Below are 19,334 nucleotides of genomic sequence, written 5' to 3'. Positions count from 1 at the left end.
AGAACTTCAAATATACTCAAATGATTTTGAATAATAAAAATGTTGAATTACTTTTATCGAGATATTAAAAAATATTGTAGTAGCGGTAAATTAATATTTGTTCTAATAATTGTAGCCATTATATTGGCTTGCTCGACTTATTATGTGATTTCAATTGAGTCGAAATCTCTTGGTCCAGACCCAAGTAGAGTTATAGGGCTTATATTAGTAGATCTTGCTGTATTCTTACTTTTAGGCATTTTATTAGCTCGTAAATTTTTACGAGATTTTATTGATAAAGGTGAAAGGGAGACGTCTTCGAAATTACAAAATCGTATCATTATTGCCTTTAGTTTAATTGCTACAATTCCAACCATTATTGTTTCAGTCTTTTCAGCATATTTCTTTAACTTTGGTATTCAATCTTGGTTCGATAAAAAGATTTCTGCTGTGCTTGATCAGTCGATAATAGTAGCAGAATCTTATATAGACGAACATAAACTACAGTTACGCGAAACAGCATTATCCGTCGCTGATGATTTAACTGAAATGTATTATAATTTAATACATAATCCCCTTTCATTTAATGAAGCATTAAATACTGAAGTTGAGATGCGCTCTCTTGACGAAGCTATGGTTTTACATAGACCTACTAATACTGTTATTGCTAATACATTCTTAAGTTTCGCAATTTCATTTGCTACTATTCCAGCTCATTTAATGAAAAGAGCTGAGCTAGGAGAAATTGTTGAGATAAAATCTGATCCTAAAAAGATTCGAATGCTTACAAAACTTAAAGATCATAATGATATATATTTGTTGGTAGGTAGATTGATTGATGCTAAAATTATTGATCATATTGATAAAACTAACGGTGCAGCTGAAGAATATTATCGTCTTAAAAAACATATATCCAGTATGCAGATCAAATTTTCTATAGTATTTATTTTTATTGCTTTATTACTGCTATTAGCTGCAATAAGCTGGGGGATGATTTTTGCTACAAAGATAGTAAAGCCTATTCGGAAATTAGTGATTGCTACTGAAAAGGTTAAAAATGGTGACTTAACTATTCAAGTACCAGAAGACCTTGTTAATAAAGATGAAATAAGCGTTTTATCCTCAGCTTTTAATAGGATGATTAAACAAATTGACCATCAACAAAGAGATCTAGTTATAGCTCAACGTGCACTTGCTTGGTCTGACGTAGCAAGGAAAGTAGCTCACGAGATTAAGAATCCTTTGACGCCTATTCATCTTGCCTCCGAAAGATTACTTAGGAAATTTAGTAATCAAGTTGAAGATAAGACAGAGTTCAACAAATACATACAGATGATTGTACGTCATACTGACGATATTAAGAAAATTGTCTCTGAATTTGTTAATTTTGCAAGACTACCAGCCCCAATATTTATGGATTGTGATCTAGTAATTCTTATAAAGAATATGGTTGAATCACGAAAATTAATTAATGATAAAATATTATATAAGTTCCTCACAACTGATCAGCACATAGATTTTATCTGTGATACAACTCAAATTAATCAGATTATGGTTAATTTATTAAAAAATGCCGAAGAATCTATAGGACTTACTAGATTTCAACAAGGTGTTATTGCTGTTTCTATAACCAAGTCTAACCATCAGATTACTATTACAGTAAATGACAATGGAGTAGGATTCCAAGCAAATTTAATTGATAGGGCTACAGAAGCCTATATAACAACTAGATCTAAAGGAACTGGTTTAGGGCTAGCCATTATCAAAAAAATAGCACAAGATCATTGTGCAACACTAGAGTTAGCAAACAAGCACGAGGGCGGGGCCATTGTCAACATAACGTTCAACCCTGATGAATTAAAATTAAAGATCAATAATTCGAAGTCGATAAATCACATTTTCACTTAATATTCTTTCCTTACTTTACTTTTTTCTTGGTAACTCTCTTATATTTAAAGTCATACTTTATAACAATATACTTAATCTGCAATCGTGATTTTTATCACATATTAGTAAATTTTCCTTTAAAAATAAAATTACAAATACACTTTTTACTTTCCCTTACTATGACAATTGCGTTAACATTAATTAATCTTTAATAAATAAATTAACTAATAGGTAATACAATGGTTTTATTTAACAAGCTACAAAATAACTTTCTTATTAAGATATCTAATAGATATTTAGTAACAAGGTGCATAATTGTTCTTTTTTTGTTTATTCTATTTTTTTTATTACAAGGGTTTGGTACATCTAATGTTTTGGCAGCAGGAGTGAATAATGAGCAAATAAATCTACCTCATTTAGACCCAACTACTAATAGAGAATACTTTGAAAATGAAATAGAGGCAACTCGGCAACTTATTGATGAAGCTCGTGGTGAGTTGAAAACACTAGAACAAGAATACAATTCACATAGAGTAACAAAAGCATTGGGTAAAAAAAACAATTATTATTCAGAAGCAGTTGATTTACTAGAAAAGGAGTCTTTAAAGTCTCTTGAGTTAATGAAAGAATATACTTTTGAGCAAGAAAAAATTTTAGACGAGATATCATATAATGAAACGCTGCAAAGTATAAAGAAGAAAGGTTTAATACTAATAAATCAATTAATAAAGAGAAATGATGAAGAATATTATGAAGAATATTATAAAGCTCAATCAGAAGCTAAACTAACGGCTTTGGTGGAAAAGGACGAATTATTATTAAAAATAAAAGAAGAATTAGAGAAAACCTTACCTCAAGATGCTGTATACTTGGATAATTTGCAGAATGAGAACAACAAACAAGGAGGGAGCGAATATAACGTAGTAAACACAGACCCCGAAATTTACGAAGACAATTTTTCAGATCATTCAACTATAGTTGAAATTCTAAAAAAAATAGACATATCTCCACATCCACAAGACCTAAAGTACGATGATAACAAAAAAGAAACTCTCGATACTGAACTTAATAAAGTAAATAAAAAGTTAGGAGATTTGGCACAGAAGATAAGGGAGATAGAACAGCAAAGTCAATACTCAACCAAGAAAAAGATAATTACGACCGACTATCAAGTTCTATTGATATAAAAAAAGATAGAATCCGCAAGTTAAAAGAAACAAAAAAATACTTTGCATCTAAGTTAAATTGTAAAGAGGCTAATAATTCATTACCTACTTTACCAAAGAAGAAACTACAGTTTATGGATGTGGCAGCACACATTATTTCTATTATCAAAGCACAACCTCAAACTTCTAATAGTTTGGTGTCAGTAAAATCACCTTATATATCTCCTGATGACCAATCTCCAACTCCAAGCTTAAATATGCAAACAGAGATATTACCATACCAAGTAGAGGATTCTGTTGTTACGCCTCTACTATTAGATACCACTCAACCTAATAATGAAACGCTAACCGATAAAGCTATACCACAAGTAAACACTAAAAGTTTACACGATGAATTGCAAGAATTTTCAACAGAAAATGACGGTAATAATCAACGTAAGGAGATTATTACTCGCAGGCATAGCATCGAAACAGAACAACCTAAACATTATAAAAATAAGAAAACTATTACTCGTACGTTTAGCCTCCAATTCCCCCGACCCCAATCACTAGACGAAGGATTTTTTTCTCATCACAGCACACCAGAATCTGAAGAGGAAGAGTGGAGCGACTCTGAAGATGAATCCCTCATAGATATTCCCTTAAAAAGGTTTTCACGGTCATCTTCATTAGCCCCACTTGATCCACAATATTATTCAAGAAGATCATCAGATGCTTCAAATCTTGATTCTAGTGATGAAGTAGCAGTAGTAACGTTTCCCCCCCTACCAATAACTCAAGAACAATCTTCAACAACGCACACAGTAGTTGACCAAGTTGTAGTATACAATGTGGACAATAAACAAGGGGTAAGCGAAAACAACATAGAACTACATGAATATGAGAATCCATCGAAACTTTACAAAACTAAAAGGCAGAAAAGGAGTATAGCTGTACAGGATATATTTGATGAAAATAATCTTGGATTAGAAGAATTGTTTAAAGAAAAGGCTGTGCCAATAGTAGCTAATGTTCAACTTCCTGAACCTGAATATCACACAGTTGAACAGTTTGTAGATAAGCCTGTATATCATACAGTTGAACAACTTGTAGCTAATGTTCTACCTCAGCAGGCTGAATATCATGCACATGAACAACATCATACAGTTGAATATCATGTAGCTAATGTTCTGCCTCTAGTAGCTGTTCATCAAGCCCCTACTAAAAGGCAAAAAAGGAGTATAGCTGTACATGATAATGTAGTTGTTGTTCAAAATGAAGTATTTGATGAAGATAATCTTGGGTTAGAAGAATTGTTTAAAGAAAAAGCTGTGCCAATAGTAGCTAATGAGCAACTTCCCGAGGAAGAACATCATGCAATTCAACCTCTTGAGGCTGTACCTCAACCTCCTGCAGATGTAGTCCACGTAGAAAATAATCCTCCTGCAGTTCAACCTCTTGAGGCTGAACATGATATATTTGATGAAGATAATCTTGGGTTAGAAGAATTGTTTAAAGAAGATGCTGTACCAATAGTAGCTAATGATCAACCTCAGGAGGCTGAACATGATACAGATGGACAACATGTAGATGAACAACAACACGCAGATGAACATCTTGCAGCTAATGATCAACCTCCTGAGGCTGAACATCATGCAGATGGACAACATGTAGATGAACAACAACACGCAGATGAACATCTTGCAGCTAATGATCAACCTCCTGAGGCTGAACATCATGCAGATGGACAACATGTAGATGAACAACAACACGCAGATGAACATCTTGCAGCTAATGATCAACCTCCTGAGGCTGAACATCATGCAGATGGACAACATGTAGATGAACAACAACACGCAGATGAACATCTTGCAGCTAATGATCAACCTCCTGAGGCTGAACATCATGCAGATGGACAACATGTAGATGAACATCAGAAGGATGAACATTTTGTAACTAATGAGCAGCCTCTTGCAGCTGCACCTCAAACTCCTCTAGAAACTATAGCATTAGTTGAAAAAAAATCTTATATCCCACCTATTAATTTTGATATCGAACAAAATATAGCAAAATATACTACATATATAGAATTTGATTACTTGGATTTAATTTCAAATGCTTTAAGTAGTCGAAATAATCTATTAAAACATGATTTTACGGTAAATATGGTAGCGGCAGGGGATAATGATTATTATATTAAAAAAGGAGGGTGGATTCAAGTTATGAGGTCTACTAGCAAACAAAAAGGAAATACTTTACCCTTTAAAAATAATCAGCAAGGCTTCGTTCTAGGTTTTGATGCACAGCCTCTTGATGAACTTATTATAGGAATCGCATATGCTAATGCAAATTCATATACTAAATTTCAAAATATCTTTAATGACAAGCAAAATATTATTTTACATGTAGCTGCAGTTTACAGCAAATATACATTATCACCAAATATGTATCTGAGTTCTTATCTTAAATATGGTAAAGCCTTTATTAAAAATCTAGGGAAAAGAGATACTATATCCATTAATAGCAAGACTAACGGTTATGTAGGACGTGCGAAGCTTGAAACTCACTATAAAGTTGATTTAGATAAATTTTTGTTCAAACCAATGGTAGGAATAATATTTGATCGTTTTCTAATCAAAAATTTTACAGAATATAGGAAAGATTTTAATATTAATGTACCAACTAGGAAAGGAAAAAGAGTATCATTTGAAACTGGCATTGATTTCAGTAAACGCATTTTGGTAAAAAATATTTCAATTATTCCTAAGGTACACTTTAAACTAGATCAGACTATTCTACTAAATAATTCAACCGACATTATTAATTTTACTAGCATAGAACACCATACTCAAACAGTAGCTATCACAAAATCTCTAAGACCATCTCCAAAAAATGTTATGTACACTTTAGGAGGTTGTATAAACATGCAATCTGTATCAGCACTTGAATTAGGTGCTGGTTATGATTATAGTTTAAAGAAAAGTTTTACTACCCACTCTTTCTATGTTAATGGATCAGTGAAATTTTAATATAAGTTGCTAATTATTACATAATTAGCAACTCTCGTTAACAATCTCTACCACCACCTACATTTCGGTTAGGTTGTTTATTAGCAAGTCCTTTCTTATCTAGAGAACCATCTAGAGCAGGGGTAGCATTAGCATCATGTAATAGCTGAGACGCATCCTTAAAAAGAGGGTCAGCTGTTACACGATCAGGTTGCAACCCGGGAACAGCAGCTGAATTTACCCTAATATTACCTCGGGCATTTTTAACTATTCCTACATATTCTCCTTTGTTTTTAAGAACTTCTTGCTCAAGTTTCTCAAGAGTGCTTTTATCTACTGGTAAAGTATAAGTTTTACCCTTACGTTTCAAATATAAAGGTGACTTATTGTCCTCAGAACAAGAAAATATTTCTGTAGGTTTGGTCAGATGCACCAACTTGCCATTCTTATAGTGAGCAGTCAAATATACAGCATCTTCTTTACTAATATTACGTCCATTTGTATCTTGTACTGCAAAAGACATATGGCACGCCCCCTGCATATCTATAGATAACGGTATATTTACCATACGAGCATTTTTAATTTCTTCTCCCTCACTAGTTTTATATTTAGCATTTTTGTCATCATGACTCAATATTGTTTCATTTATTGTCACAACATCCTTACCGTTTTGCTGCAAACTAAAGCTCTTATCTGCTCCTTTATCTTGCCATTCAATATCTTTATACTCAGCTGCAAATTTTTTATGAATATCTGTATAGCCTCTTTGTTCAATATTTTCTATCTCTCGTAGTACTTCTGAGTCCCGCAATACTTCGGATAATCCGCCAACATTTTTTTGGGCAAATTGAGCAAAACTGCTTGTAGATTCCAAAGAAAATTTATTAACAATTGGCTGGACTTGCTCTCTTGACAATTCCTTAAAAGCTTGCAATATTTTATCATCGTCATAAACACTACCCTTAGTTTTATCCTGAACTAATACTTTATCTACAGACATGCCACTATCCATCCTAGGGCTATACTCTGTACCTACTGATTGATACAACTTTTGCCTATTATCTGTTTGGCTATCAACTGCTCTAAACTCTTTAGTAATAATCTCTGTTTCCGTACCTATTGACTGACTAACTATCTTATCTGTTTGTACAGAAGCTCCTTGTACTTCCGCCTTAATTTGTAATTTTTCCAACTGCTCTAGAAGTGCAGCATTTTGCCTTTCAAGAGCAGCTATCTTAGCATTCTTATCTTGAATATCTTTTATCCCAGCCTGCTCAACTCCTTGCATTATTTGGTTATGTTTCTCAGCATCCTTCAACCGTCCATAAAGTTCATCCATACTCCTTTTTTGTTCTTCTTTTAAGGCATTATACTCTAAATCTTTTCTTGCACTAAGTGTTTCTAGCTGATTTTTTGTATCTTCTTTTATTTTTTCTAACTGAGATTTTAAACCCGCATTCTCGTCGGTTACTTTATTTAGCTGAGTTTTAAAGTTTTTATTTTGGTCATATTGCTCATCAGAAATAGCTTTTTCCAACGTTAGTTCTTCTTGGGCTTCGGTTAATTCTTGTTGAATTTTCTTTAGCTCTGCCTGTTGTTTTTCGTATTCTGCCTCTAAATAATTATACTCTAAATCTTTCTTCCCACTAAGTACCTCTAACTGTTTTCTTTCATTTTCTATTTCTTCTAACTGAGTTTTTAAACTATTATTCTCATTGGTTAATCCACCTAGCTGAGCTTGTAATTCTTTAGCTTGCTTACTTTCTACACCATATTCTTGCTCAGCTGCCTTTAGGCTTTCTTGAACGATTATTAATTCTTGTTGCTTCTTTTCTAGCTCACTCCAACTTTTTTGCTGTTCTAATTTTAGTTGTGATAATTCCTCATTTAGTGTTCGCAATTCTGCTACAGCTACCTCTGATTGTCCTTTAAGCATTGCTGCATATTTTTCTTCTGCTGCCTGTAAATCCAAATTGGCTGCTTCTTTTGCTTCAGTAAGAGCCTTTATCTGACTTTCTTTTTCCTCTCTTATTTCTTTTAACTCAGTCGTCAATTTATGCTGAACCTTGGTTAATTCATCTAGCTGATCTTGTAATTCTTCAGCCTGCTTACTTTCTTTTCCATGCAATTCTTCAACTTTAACCAATTCTTCACGAGTATTGGTTAATTCTGCTTTCGTCTTTTGTAGCTCTGCCTGCTTTGCTTGCTGCTCTGATTTTAGTTGTGATAATTGCTCATTTAGTGTTTGCAATTCTGCTGCAGCTACCTCTGATTGTCCTTTAAGCATTGCTGCATATTTTTCTTCTGCTGCCTGTAAATCCAAATTGGCTGCTTCTTTTGCTTCAGTAAGAGCCTTTATCTGTCTTTCTTTTTCCTCTCTTGTTTTTTCTAACTCAGTCGTTAATTGACGCTGAGCCTTGGTTAATCCATCTAGCTGATCTTGTAATTCTTTAGCCTGCTTACTTTCTTGTCCATGCAATTCTTCAGCTTTAACCAATTTCTCACTAGTACCGGTTAATTCTTCTTTTGTTCTCTCTAACTCTGCCTGTTTTTCTTGCTGCTCTGATTTTAGTTGTGATAATTTCTCGTTTATTGTTTGCAATTCTACTGCAGCTGCCTCTGATTGTCCTTTAAGCATTGCTGCATATTTTACTTCTGCTGCCTGTAAATCCAAATTGGCGGCTTCTTTTACTTCTGTAAGAGCCTTTATCTGATTTTTTACATCTTTTTCTGTAGCGTCTAAGTTAGTCGTTAATTGATGCTGAACCTTGGTTAATTCCTCTACCTGATCTTGTAATTTTTTAGCCTGCTTACTTTCTTGTCCATGCAATTCTTCAGCTTCAAGCAATTTCTTACTAGTACCGGTTAATTCTTCTTTTGTTCTATCTAGCTCTGCCTGTTTTTCTTGCTGCTCTGATTTTAGTTTTGATAATTCCTTATTTATCTCTTGCAATTTTGCTGCATAATTTTCTTTTGCTTTATACTCTAAATCTTTTTCCTCACTAAGTACCTCTAGCTGTTCTTTTGCATTTTTCTCTGTAGCTTCTAACTTAGCTCTTAATTTATCATTTTCACTGGTTAACTTATCTATCTGATCTGACAAAGATCCATCTGATTCACCTAGCTCCTGTAGTTCATCTGCCCAACTACGTCCGTGAGATATCGTAGATTGTTGTTGCTCTTCCTTTTCTCCCTCCAGTTCCCTAATCCGTTCTTGGAATTCACTTATTCGTTCTAGATTTTTTTTGCTTTCTTGTTCTGCAGATAATTTTTCCGTATCTATCAATGATTTTAATTGCTGTAATTGATGATCTTGATCATCTATTTTACCCTGTGCAATCTTAAGCTGTTCATTCAACTTATTAATCTCAATTTGACGTTTCACTGACGCCTCAGCATCATTAGCTCTTTCTTGTAATATAGAATACTGGCTAACTGAACCTTGTTGTTGTTTTGCACTGGATAGAGGGGGGTAAGATTTTTGTTCCAATTGCTTTAATTCTTCAAACAACTGCTCTTCTTTTTGCTTGCTTTGTTCAATGATTTTAGTCTTTGCATCTATTTCGTCTTGGATTGTCTTTATTTCTTCTTCTCGTAGTTTTACATTTTCATATTGCTCCACTATTATAGGATTTTCTGCTAATATAACGTCTATTTCTTTTGTTATCTCCGCTTGCCGTGCCTTAAACAATTCTTGTAGTTTTGGCTGAACATAAGCTGTCAAATTATCAGGTAAATCTTTCTTTTGTAACTCCTTTTTTAGCTCTATTAAATTTTTATCCCTTTTTTCTAAATTCTGCATACTGGCATTAAGCTCGACCATAAGCTGCGAATTTTTCTCAAGTAATTGTTCTTTGTTATCTTCGCTAAGTAATTCATTTCCTGCAAGAAATTGAGCAAATGCCTCTTTGTGTTCAATGCTCCTATGAGAAGTATCTTTTCCATCTCCATGTAAAAACTGCTCAAACTCTCGACATAGCTCAAGATTTAATACAATGTTTTCATATTGCTGCTTGATCAGTTCTAACTCTGAATCTATAAATTCATTTTGTTCTTGAACTGCTTTTTTTATTTCGTCTGCTGATTGAGCAGCTAGGTGTCCTTTTATTTTTTCCTGCTGTTTCCAAAGTTTTCCCAACAATTCTGATGCATCCTTATCTTGTTCCTGCAAATTCTCTCTTAGAGTATCTAATGCTGTTTGCTTCTCTCGGATATCTCTTTGTAGCACTTTGAGGTCTTTATTAGCTTCTTCAAATATACCCTGCTCAGTTTTCATCTTTTCTCGAAGTTGTTTTATTGCGGATAAAGCTTCTTCTGATTCTGGTAATGACATTTTATTTACCCATAGTTTAAATTATCTAAATTAATATTATAAAAATTATTTGAGTATAACTATAACTTCAAAAGTTGTTAAAAACAACTTTTAGAAGTAAAATCTCTAGATTATTGGAAATTCTTTATGTTAATTTCGTGGATTTATAAGAATTATTGCTAAAGCAAGAGCCCCTCAACTGTTGAAAGTTTACAAATACCTATACCACAACGTCATTGCGAGCGTAAATGAAGCAATCTAGGAAACAATCTATAGATAAATGATGTTACTGGATTGCTTCGTCGGCCTTACGGCCACAACTGTCGAAAGTTCAACAAACGTCATTGCGAAGAGACCGTAGGTCGACGAAGCAATTGTAAGTTAAAAGTATGATATAATAGATATTGAAGTCAATGTAAATAATGATTTATACTGACTTATAAGGGGGTATTACAGCGATAGTCATTAATAATACTAAATGACTATCGCTGTGCAGGCGTGAGCGACCGTGAAGCAATTGGTTTTAAGACCGAATGGATATTGGTACTCTAGCCCAAATCCCCGAGACGTTTGAATAGTTGATTGGGATGCCTTTGCACGCCCGCTTACAATCGTAAACAACATTAAAAGTCTTCGAGGTATTATGCTATTATATAATAATTTTATCGGTCTTGATATAGGAAAATTCAATTTTGTTGTTGCTATTCATGGAAAAAAAGAAACTAAAGAATATAATAACAACTCTAATGGAATAGCTGATTTTATCAAGGATTACAAAAAAGAGATTAGTTCTGCATTGTGTGTTTTAGAAACTACTGGTGGATATGAAATGGAACTATTACTAACGCTTTGCAATCAGGGTTTTGCTGTACATAGAGCCAATACTCGTAAAGTTAAAAACTTTATTAGGTCTTTTGGTAATGCAGCTAAAACTGACAGTCTTGACGCTAAAGCTTTGGCACTTTATGCTTTTGAACGATCAGAAAGATTAGAGCTATTTAAAGTACAATCTAAGCAAGCTTTAAACTTGTATGAATTAGTAGGACGTAGGAACGATCTTAAACAAATGTTGATTGCAGAAAAAAATAGGTTTCAGTCCCCGAGAGCTGATTTAATCAAGTCTAGTTGCGTTAAAATGATCGAAGTACTAGAAGAGCAAATTGCATCTATTACTAAAGAAATAGATGACTTAATAGCAAAAGATAAGCTCTTGCAAGCTAAGAAAGAGACTCTGCAAACTATTAGTGGTATAGGCACAGTAGTATCTAATGAGCTTATAGCTTTGTTACCTGAACTTGGTACATTGAACCGCAAACAAATAGCATCATTAGTAGGTGTTGCACCAATATCTAATGATAGCGGTAGATATAGTGGATATAGACATACAGGTCATGGTCGAAATTTTGTTAGACCTATGTTGTTTGTAGCTGCTATGGCTGCTAGAAATTCTAACTCTGAACTGAAGGTATTTTATGAGAAATTGATCAATAGAGGAAAAAAGAAAATGGTGGCGATGGTAGCATTAATGCGTAAAATCATTGTGATTGCAAACGCTAAGTTACGTGATTTAACTAGCTCTGCACAAGCAATAAAAATTTAAACCAAATTTATTTAAATTTTTATTGCGAACATAGTTGATCCATATGACAAGCTTCATGGATTGCCGCGCTCACGTACGTTCGCTCGCAATGACGGTTTAGGGCTGACAACGCTCATCGCAATGACATTTATTGAACTTTCGACAGTTGTGGCCTTACGGCCTTCTCGCTAATAGACGTATAAAGAAGCTGTATTTACTAACTTTCAACAGTTGTAGGGGTAACATCAGGGCAGTTTAATAATCTTTGGGATAGTAACTGTACGAGTATGCCACAAAGTATATATACCCTTAGCTATATTCTCACTAGCAGAATAATACTTAACTCGCATATTATTAGGTATATTAGGTAAATGAAGATGCATATTCTCATCAATAATTGACACTCTTCCTTCATTAAACTCGTTTTTTATATGTCTTTTATGGGTTTCGTTCATTGTGGAGTTATAATACACCGTAACAGTTTTAGCAGGTAACATATCTACGGTTTCCGAGACCATAGAAGTAGACTCACCTGGTACTATAATCAAACTATGCTTGTTATATAAAACAGCTCCAAGAATAGCCTTATACATACTTGGTTGTCCTTTCTTAAAGTCAAATAATTTAAAGGGTACTCGATTTTCTTGTAAAACCCTTTGGAAACTTGAGGTCACCGTATCCATTATACTATCTTTTTCATGTACACTAAGTTCTTTATTGTTTTGACAATCATATTTTCCTGTACGTGGACCATTGGATACTAATACGAAATAATTATTTTTTAATGCAAGATTACTAACATAATTGGCTAACTTCTCTGCTTCTTTATTTGTGTAGCAATGATATGTACCATTTTCCGGTACATCCCCTGCTAAAATCACTGCTAAATATTTATCAAAGGAAGAAAACATTGATTTAAATGCAGCATATTCTGATTCAATATCAGAGACCTGCATATTATGAGCCACCCCATTAGTAGTAAGTAGTATAGTGTTCACGCCAGTAAGCTTACCAGTAAGTTTAGTATTCTGCTTATCTAATGCATGACTAGGCAATGCTATTATGTCTGCACCCAAAAAATTATCACGTTTTTCTTGGACAAGTTGCTTGTGTGATAAAGTGCCATTATCTAATAGTTGGTGAGAAAGATGTACTGCGATAATATTTTTTGCCAGTTCAGGATCTGACTTTAATTTAGTTATTGATTCTATGCCGTAATAACCAACTGAAACTATAATGGCAAGATTTTTGTTCCTGCCAATTTGATTCTTAACGGTTTCTAATTGAGATTTATCGTATTCCTCAACGTTCAGCATAACATACTTGCTTTTAAAGTATTTCTCGCTTTCTCTTGCTACTCCTAGCAATTGACTACGATCCCCAACAAAAGCTTTATCGCTTATGATATACAAATTAACACTCTTTGTTTCAGCTGCGTGAGTGTGCATCATAAAAGATGATATTATTAAAACTATAAAAAAAATGTAGCAAAAATATGGTCTAATAATCATAATATCTCAAATTTAGAATTGTGTCATCACCCAAATGTTATTGCTGAGGCAGGGCAATTTAAAAGCCCCAACTAATGATAGAAAATACTAAATTATAGGAATAAATAGTTGTCATCGCGAGCCACAAAGTGGCACATAGGTGTCAACTTAAGAACGTAATGATTGAGCATGTATAAGTAAATCAAACCTAAACGTCATTGCGAGAAGCCGCTGCAAGCGGCGACGCGGCAATCTAAGATACGCGAAGCATTACTCTAAAAAACAGCTTCGCTGTTTATCTGGATCGCCACGGCATCTAACGAGCCTTGCTATGACGGCTGTGTTTAATTTGTTTGTACATGTTCAATCATTACTCTCTTAAGTTGACGCCTATGAGCGTAAGCGAAGCAATCTAGGAAATAATCTATAGATAAATGATGTTACTGGATTGCTTCGTCGACCTTACAGCCTCCTCGCTAATAGACACATAGGAAAGCTGTATTTACTAACTTTCAACAGTTGTGCTTATCTCGCTAATAAACGTTAGTTTTAAGCTCGATTAACCTTCCATTAGTTGTTTACGAGCAACTTTTCTTTTTCTTCTTTCTGTTTCTTGATCTTTACGAACACGTTTTACTGAAGGAGGTTCATAGAAACGCGACATTTTCATTGAACGGAACACAAGCTCTCTTTGCATTTTTCTTTTCAAATTTTTAATTGCTTGCTCACCATTCCCAGCATGAACGTTTACTAGTATCACTTTTAATTACCCCCTATTTAGCATAAATTAGACTATTGAATGATAGTAACATTATCTATATACTAAGCTTATATGTCAAGATTAAAAGATGCATTTAACGACTATTTTTTATGACTACTTACGAAAAATATCATAGTTTGAAAGTACAATTTGTACAAGTTCTAGCAAAACTGCTAATCTTTGATGAGTGGAATAATAAATTATTGGCAGATGCGGAAAAGGAATGTGGTTTTGTTAAGGGGTATTGTCATATAATTTTTCCAAATGGTCTAAGGGAAATAGTTGATTTTTTTGAAAGCTGGCAAGACCAAAAAATGCTTGAGTTATTATCTCAGCAAGAAACCCCAGCTAAAATAAGGGATAAAATTGATTTAGCCTTAAAAGTTAGAATAAAAAATTGTACACCTAAACTTGTATACTCAAATGATTTGGAGAATTGGAACGTAAAACAAGGGGTGAGCGAACGGAGCGTACATGAAGTACGTGAGTACGCGAATACCCCGCAGTTTTGCGAAACCAATTCTTCAAAGCAGAAGAGTATACATTTGAAGAATCGTACTTATTTTACCACACCATCAAACACTCTATTTGCTACAAAAATAGCCTTTCGTACCTGCGATTTAATTTGGCGTTATGCAGGAGATACATCTATAGATCATAATTATTATACTAAGAGAAGTTTGTTATTTAGCGTTTATATAAGTTCGATACTCTATTACATTCAAGACAAGTCAGAAAATAATATAGATACCGATAAATATATTACCAAGTCTTTATCTAGTATCATAACTATGTTCTCTAAATGTAAGAATATTTTTAAATTACCAAATCCCGTCGATATACCAATTATTCGACTATTTTTATAATAATCAAGATTACAACATGACTAATAAATACTACCCAGATATCCAATCTAATGTCGATTTTCCAACGATTGAAAAAAAGATTTTAGCTTATTGGCAGAAGAATAATATTTTCCAAAAAACGATAGATGCTAGACCATCAATAAATAATGGACAAAATAACGAATTCATCTTTTATGATGGTCCACCCTTTGCTAATGGTCTACCACATTATGGTCATCTGCTAACTGGCTTTATCAAAGATGTTTATGCACGCTATCAAACTAGTAAAGGCAAAAGAGTCGAGCGACGCTTTGGGTGGGATTGTCATGGACTCCCTGCTGAAATGCAAGCAGAGAAAGAATTAAGTATTTCTGGTAGAACGGCCATTATCAATTTTGGTATTGATAAATTTAACGAACATTGTAGATCATCGGTCATGAAATATGCTAATCAGTGGCAGGAATATGTTAATCGACAAGCACGATGGGTGGATTTTACCAATTCCTATAAAACCATGGATAAAGCTTTTATGGAATCTGTGCTGTGGGCTTTCAAAGAATTATATAACAAAGGACTGCTATATGAATCAATGAGAGTAATGCCTTATTCTTGGGCATGTGAAACGCCTTTATCTAATTTTGAAACAAGGCTAGATAATGCATATAGAGAACGAACTGATAAGGCAGTTACAGTAAGTTTTGTACTTGAGGGTAAATTACCAAATTCTGTACAATATAACGAGTACAGAATGCTGGCATGGACTACGACGCCATGGACTTTGCCAGCTAATTTAGCATTAGCTATTGGATCTGATATTGAATATGCTTTAGTACCAAATGGTCAGGTTTGTTATATTTTGGCTAAATTTGCTTTGGCTAAATATAAAAAAGAGTTAGGACTTAGTGATGAAAAAAATTATGATATAATTGAAGGTAAGTACCTATTAAATCTCACTTACAAGCCATTATTCAATTATTTTGCCAATCATCCAAGTAGCTTTAAAGTACTTTCCGGAGATTTTGTTGTTGAGGGAGACGGTACTGGTATCGTTCATATGGCTCCTGGTTTTGGTGAAGAGGATCAGATTCTTTGTGCAGCCCATGGTATAGAACTAGTTTGTCCGGTAGATAGTAGCGGGAAATACACCAAAGAAATTTTTGACTTGGCTGGTATGCAAGTATTTGATGCTAATGATCAAATTATTATTAAGCTAAAAAATCAGGGTAATTGGCTTAAAACCGAGCAATATATTCATAATTATCCCCATTGTTGGCGTACTGACACCCCTCTTATATACAAAGCCGTTCCTTCTTGGTATGTAAAAGTTACCGAATTTAAAGACAGAATGGTTCTATTAAATCAACAAATTAACTGGATACCCTTGCATGTCAAGGATAATTTATTTGGCAAATGGCTAGAAAATGCTAGGGATTGGTCAATTAGCCGCAATAGATTTTGGGGTACACCGCTACCTGTATGGAAATCAGATAATCCGGCTTATCCTAGAATTGATGTGTATGGATCAATAGAGGAGTTAGAAAAAGATTTTGGGGTTACAGTTACCGATTTACATAGACCTTTTATTGAACAACTAACTAGAAAAAATCCGGATGATCCAACAGGTAAATCAATGATGGTTAGAGTAGAAGATGTCTTTGATTGCTGGTTTGAAAGCGGCTCTATGCCTTATGGGCAAGTACATTATCCATTTGAAAATAAAGAGTGGTTTGAAAAGCATTTTCCTGCCGATTTTATAGTAGAATATTCAGCACAAACACGCGGTTGGTTCTATACTTTAATGGTACTGTCAACAGCCCTTTTTGACCAACCACCTTTTTTAAATTGTATTTGCCATGGGGTTATATTAGACAGCACCGGGCAAAAATTATCAAAGCGTCTTAATAATTATGCTGATCCGCTAGAATTATTTGATAAATATGGTTCTGATGCTCTAAGAGTTACCATGCTCTCTTCCAATGTAGTCAAAGGTCAGGAACTGCTGATCGATAAAGACGGTAAAATGGTTTATGAGAGCTTACGTTTATTTATCAAGCCCATTTGGAATGCTTACCATTTCTTTACTCTATATGCTAATAGCGATCAGATAAAAGCGGAAAGCAACTTTAATTCTCAAAATGTGCTAGATCGTTATATCTTATCCAAACTAAAAATATCAGTAGAAAAAATCCAGTATGGGCTAGATAATTTTGATACTCAAATAGCTTATAATAATGTCGGCAATTTTTTTGAAGTATTAAATAATTGGTATATTAGAAGAAGTAGAAATCGTTTTTGGAAAAGTGAAAAAGATCAAGATAAAGAAAATGCTTATAATACCTTATATAGTTGTCTTGAAATAATGTCTATTGCTCAATCTAGTTTACTACCATTAATTTCTGAGGAAATTTATTTAGGACTTACAAGGCTAGAAAAGCAAGGAGGCAGTGTTCATTTAGCGGATTTTCCTAAACTTGATATGATAGAAGTCGATTATGATTTAGTCAGCATCATGGATCAAGTATTAGATATTTGTAGTAATGCTTTATTCATTAGAAGTAACGAAAATATCCGGGTTCGGCAACCACTTAGCAGTTTAACGATCATTAGTAAAAATAATGAATTACTAGTAAAATTTGAAGAATTAATTAAAGATGAGATTAATGTTAAAAAGGTAATTTATAAAGATGATGTAGAAAATCATGCTGATTACAAATTATCGATTAACTTCCCTAATTTAGGAAAACGTCTACCTCATAAAGTCAAGGATATCATAATAGCTTCTAAAAACCATCAGTGGCAACTGATGAATGAGCATCTAGTAATAGCGGGAGAAACATTAAATCAAGGTGAGTTCTCTCTAGTTTTAGAACCTAAAAATGTTAAAGGTACAAAGTCTTTAGCTAATAATCATGGACTAATATTACTGGATTTAGAAATAACAAAAGAACTATACGAAGAAGGTATTGCAAGAGATTTAGTACGCTTTATTCAACAAACGAGAAAAGATGCCAATTTTGCCATGAATGATAGAATCTTCCTAGAAATTATAGGCAAACTTGGTTTTATGCAAATAGTTGAGCAACATAGTACATTCATTCTTGAGCAAACCTTAAGTGAATTTGCTAGCGATTTCACGCCAGAATATATGACTAATATTGAATTAAATTCAGACATAATAACTATAAGGGTAGCAAGAGTTTCTAAGTAACCTCAAATATAGTCAATTCAGGAGAATTGGATAGCAAGAACGATGGAGCAAAGCCTATAGATAATAGGCGAGTGATCGAAGACGACGTCACTAAATTCTCATCAATGAACTATATAGAACTTGTAAGATTTGTTAAAATAGGTAAGGAAAATGGCTGGACGCTTAAAGCATGATCAAATCTTTCGTAAAGCTATGGAAAATCCACTAGTAGCACATGAATTTTTTGATGCCCATTTACCTAAACATATTAAGGATTTAGTAGATTTCACTAGCCTAGAAATGGACAATACAACTTTTGTTGAACCAAATTTAAGAGATACTATCTCAGACGTGTTGTTTTATACTAAATTTGGTAAGCAAGATGGTTATCTGTACCTGCTCGTCGAGCATCAAAGCAGCCCTGATCATTTCATGGCTTTCCGTCTCTTCAAATATATGATGAATATTTGTGACAGATATTTAACTGAGAATCCTAAAACCAAAACTTTACCGTTAGTCTATCCGTTAATATTTTTTAACGGCACAAGAAAATATAATGTGTCTCGTAATTTGTGGAGTTTATTTGACAATAGTAAATTAGTTAGGGATATTTGGGCAAATGATTATCAACTAGTAAATGTGCATGATATTGCTGATGAGGAACTGAAAAAAAGAGTGTGGTCAGGCATTCTTGAATTTTTTATGAAACATATAAAAAAACGTAATCTATTAAAGAAATGGCAGGAAATAGCCAATATTTTACCTGAATTTACCAAAGTGACTATCGGCTATAACTATATTGAAATGATTCTTTCTTACACTTTGACAAAAATAGATCAATCGGATAGAATAGAGTTAGAAAAATTATTAACAAGTAAGTTAAATCAGGAAACAGGTACAAAGCTTATGGGTAGTTTGGCACAACATTGGGAACAAATAGGTGAAGCTAGAGGTGAAGCTAGATTAGTAAAAACGATGATAAAAAGTGGTAGTTCTATTGAAGAAATCTCTAGAATGACAAAATTATCTATTACCAAAATTAGAGAGCTATTAAAAATAAATACTTAAAGCAGCTTCCTTAATTATGACGACCTGATTTTGAAATGACACTGGCTTGCTTTCATCAGCAACAAGCGGCTTAA

11 protein-coding genes are annotated in these 19,334 nt (G+C 33.7%); 8 read left to right on the top strand and 3 right to left on the bottom strand.

The annotated features are described in order from the left end of the window. The first annotated feature begins 39 nt into the window (after nucleotides 1–39). The 3 genes from AAGD45_RS04725 (at nucleotide 40) to AAGD45_RS04715 (ending at nucleotide 6,040) form a co-directional block, all read left to right on the top strand. A complete protein-coding gene (locus AAGD45_RS04725) occupies nucleotides 40–1,887 on the top strand; it encodes a PAS domain-containing sensor histidine kinase (protein WP_341760822.1) in 1,848 nt (615 codons plus the stop codon). 218 nt (nucleotides 1,888–2,105) lie between these two features. Next, nucleotides 2,106–3,053 carry a hypothetical protein gene (locus AAGD45_RS04720; RefSeq protein ID WP_341760821.1) on the top strand — a complete coding sequence of 316 codons (948 nt, stop codon included), beginning with the start codon at nucleotides 2,106–2,108 and terminating at the stop codon, nucleotides 3,051–3,053. Nucleotides 3,054–3,166: 113 nt separating this feature from the next. Then, nucleotides 3,167–6,040, top strand: a complete 2,874-nt coding sequence (locus tag AAGD45_RS04715; RefSeq protein ID WP_341760820.1) for an autotransporter domain-containing protein — start codon at nucleotides 3,167–3,169, stop codon at nucleotides 6,038–6,040. Nucleotides 6,041–6,077: 37 nt separating this feature from the next. Here the strand turns inward: AAGD45_RS04715 and AAGD45_RS04710 are convergent, their stop codons facing one another. Next, entirely contained in the window at nucleotides 6,078–10,352 is a 4,275-nt protein-coding gene (locus AAGD45_RS04710) for a hypothetical protein (RefSeq protein ID WP_341760794.1), read from the bottom strand. Between the two features lie 622 nt (nucleotides 10,353–10,974). On the opposite strand from AAGD45_RS04710, the gene AAGD45_RS04705 reads away from it, so the two are divergent. Beyond that, complete coding sequence (locus AAGD45_RS04705; RefSeq protein WP_341760795.1) at nucleotides 10,975–11,931, top strand: transposase; 957 nt, start codon at nucleotides 10,975–10,977, stop codon at nucleotides 11,929–11,931. 224 nt (nucleotides 11,932–12,155) lie between these two features. On the opposite strand, the gene AAGD45_RS04700 is transcribed toward AAGD45_RS04705, so the two are convergent. Both AAGD45_RS04700 and rpsU read right to left on the bottom strand, forming a co-directional pair. After that, nucleotides 12,156–13,421: a hypothetical protein gene (locus AAGD45_RS04700; RefSeq protein ID WP_341760819.1), complete on the bottom strand. Its 1,266-nt coding sequence runs from the start codon at nucleotides 13,419–13,421 to the stop codon at nucleotides 12,156–12,158. Nucleotides 13,422–13,959: 538 nt separating this feature from the next. Next, entirely contained in the window at nucleotides 13,960–14,160 is a 201-nt protein-coding gene (gene rpsU, locus AAGD45_RS04695; RefSeq protein ID WP_341748434.1) for a 30S ribosomal protein S21, read from the bottom strand. 110 nt (nucleotides 14,161–14,270) lie between these two features. On the opposite strand from rpsU, the gene AAGD45_RS04690 reads away from it, so the two are divergent. From AAGD45_RS04690 to AAGD45_RS04675, 4 genes are read left to right on the top strand one after another with little or no spacing between them, the layout of a single operon-like run. After that, nucleotides 14,271–15,026 (top strand): COQ9 family protein, encoded by a 756-nt coding sequence (locus tag AAGD45_RS04690; protein WP_341760818.1) that lies wholly within the window; start codon nucleotides 14,271–14,273, stop codon nucleotides 15,024–15,026. Between the two features lie 16 nt (nucleotides 15,027–15,042). Further along, nucleotides 15,043–18,213, top strand: coding sequence for an isoleucine--tRNA ligase (gene ileS, locus AAGD45_RS04685; protein WP_341760817.1), 3,171 nt, complete (start codon nucleotides 15,043–15,045; stop codon nucleotides 18,211–18,213). Between the two features lie 26 nt (nucleotides 18,214–18,239). Then, a complete protein-coding gene (locus AAGD45_RS04680) occupies nucleotides 18,240–18,386 on the top strand; it encodes a hypothetical protein (RefSeq protein WP_341760816.1) in 147 nt (48 codons plus the stop codon). Then, nucleotides 18,364–19,260, top strand: coding sequence for an Rpn family recombination-promoting nuclease/putative transposase (locus tag AAGD45_RS04675; RefSeq protein ID WP_341760815.1), 897 nt, complete (start codon nucleotides 18,364–18,366; stop codon nucleotides 19,258–19,260). The genes AAGD45_RS04680 and AAGD45_RS04675 overlap by 23 nt, the downstream gene beginning before the upstream one ends. Nucleotides 19,261–19,334 lie beyond the last annotated feature (74 nt).

Source organism: Candidatus Tisiphia endosymbiont of Thecophora atra, from assembly GCF_964026395.1.
Taxonomy (GTDB): Bacteria; Pseudomonadota; Alphaproteobacteria; order Rickettsiales; family Rickettsiaceae; genus Tisiphia.
Note: the sequence above shows the minus strand (reverse complement) of the source record. Positions and strands in the feature narration are given on the sequence as shown.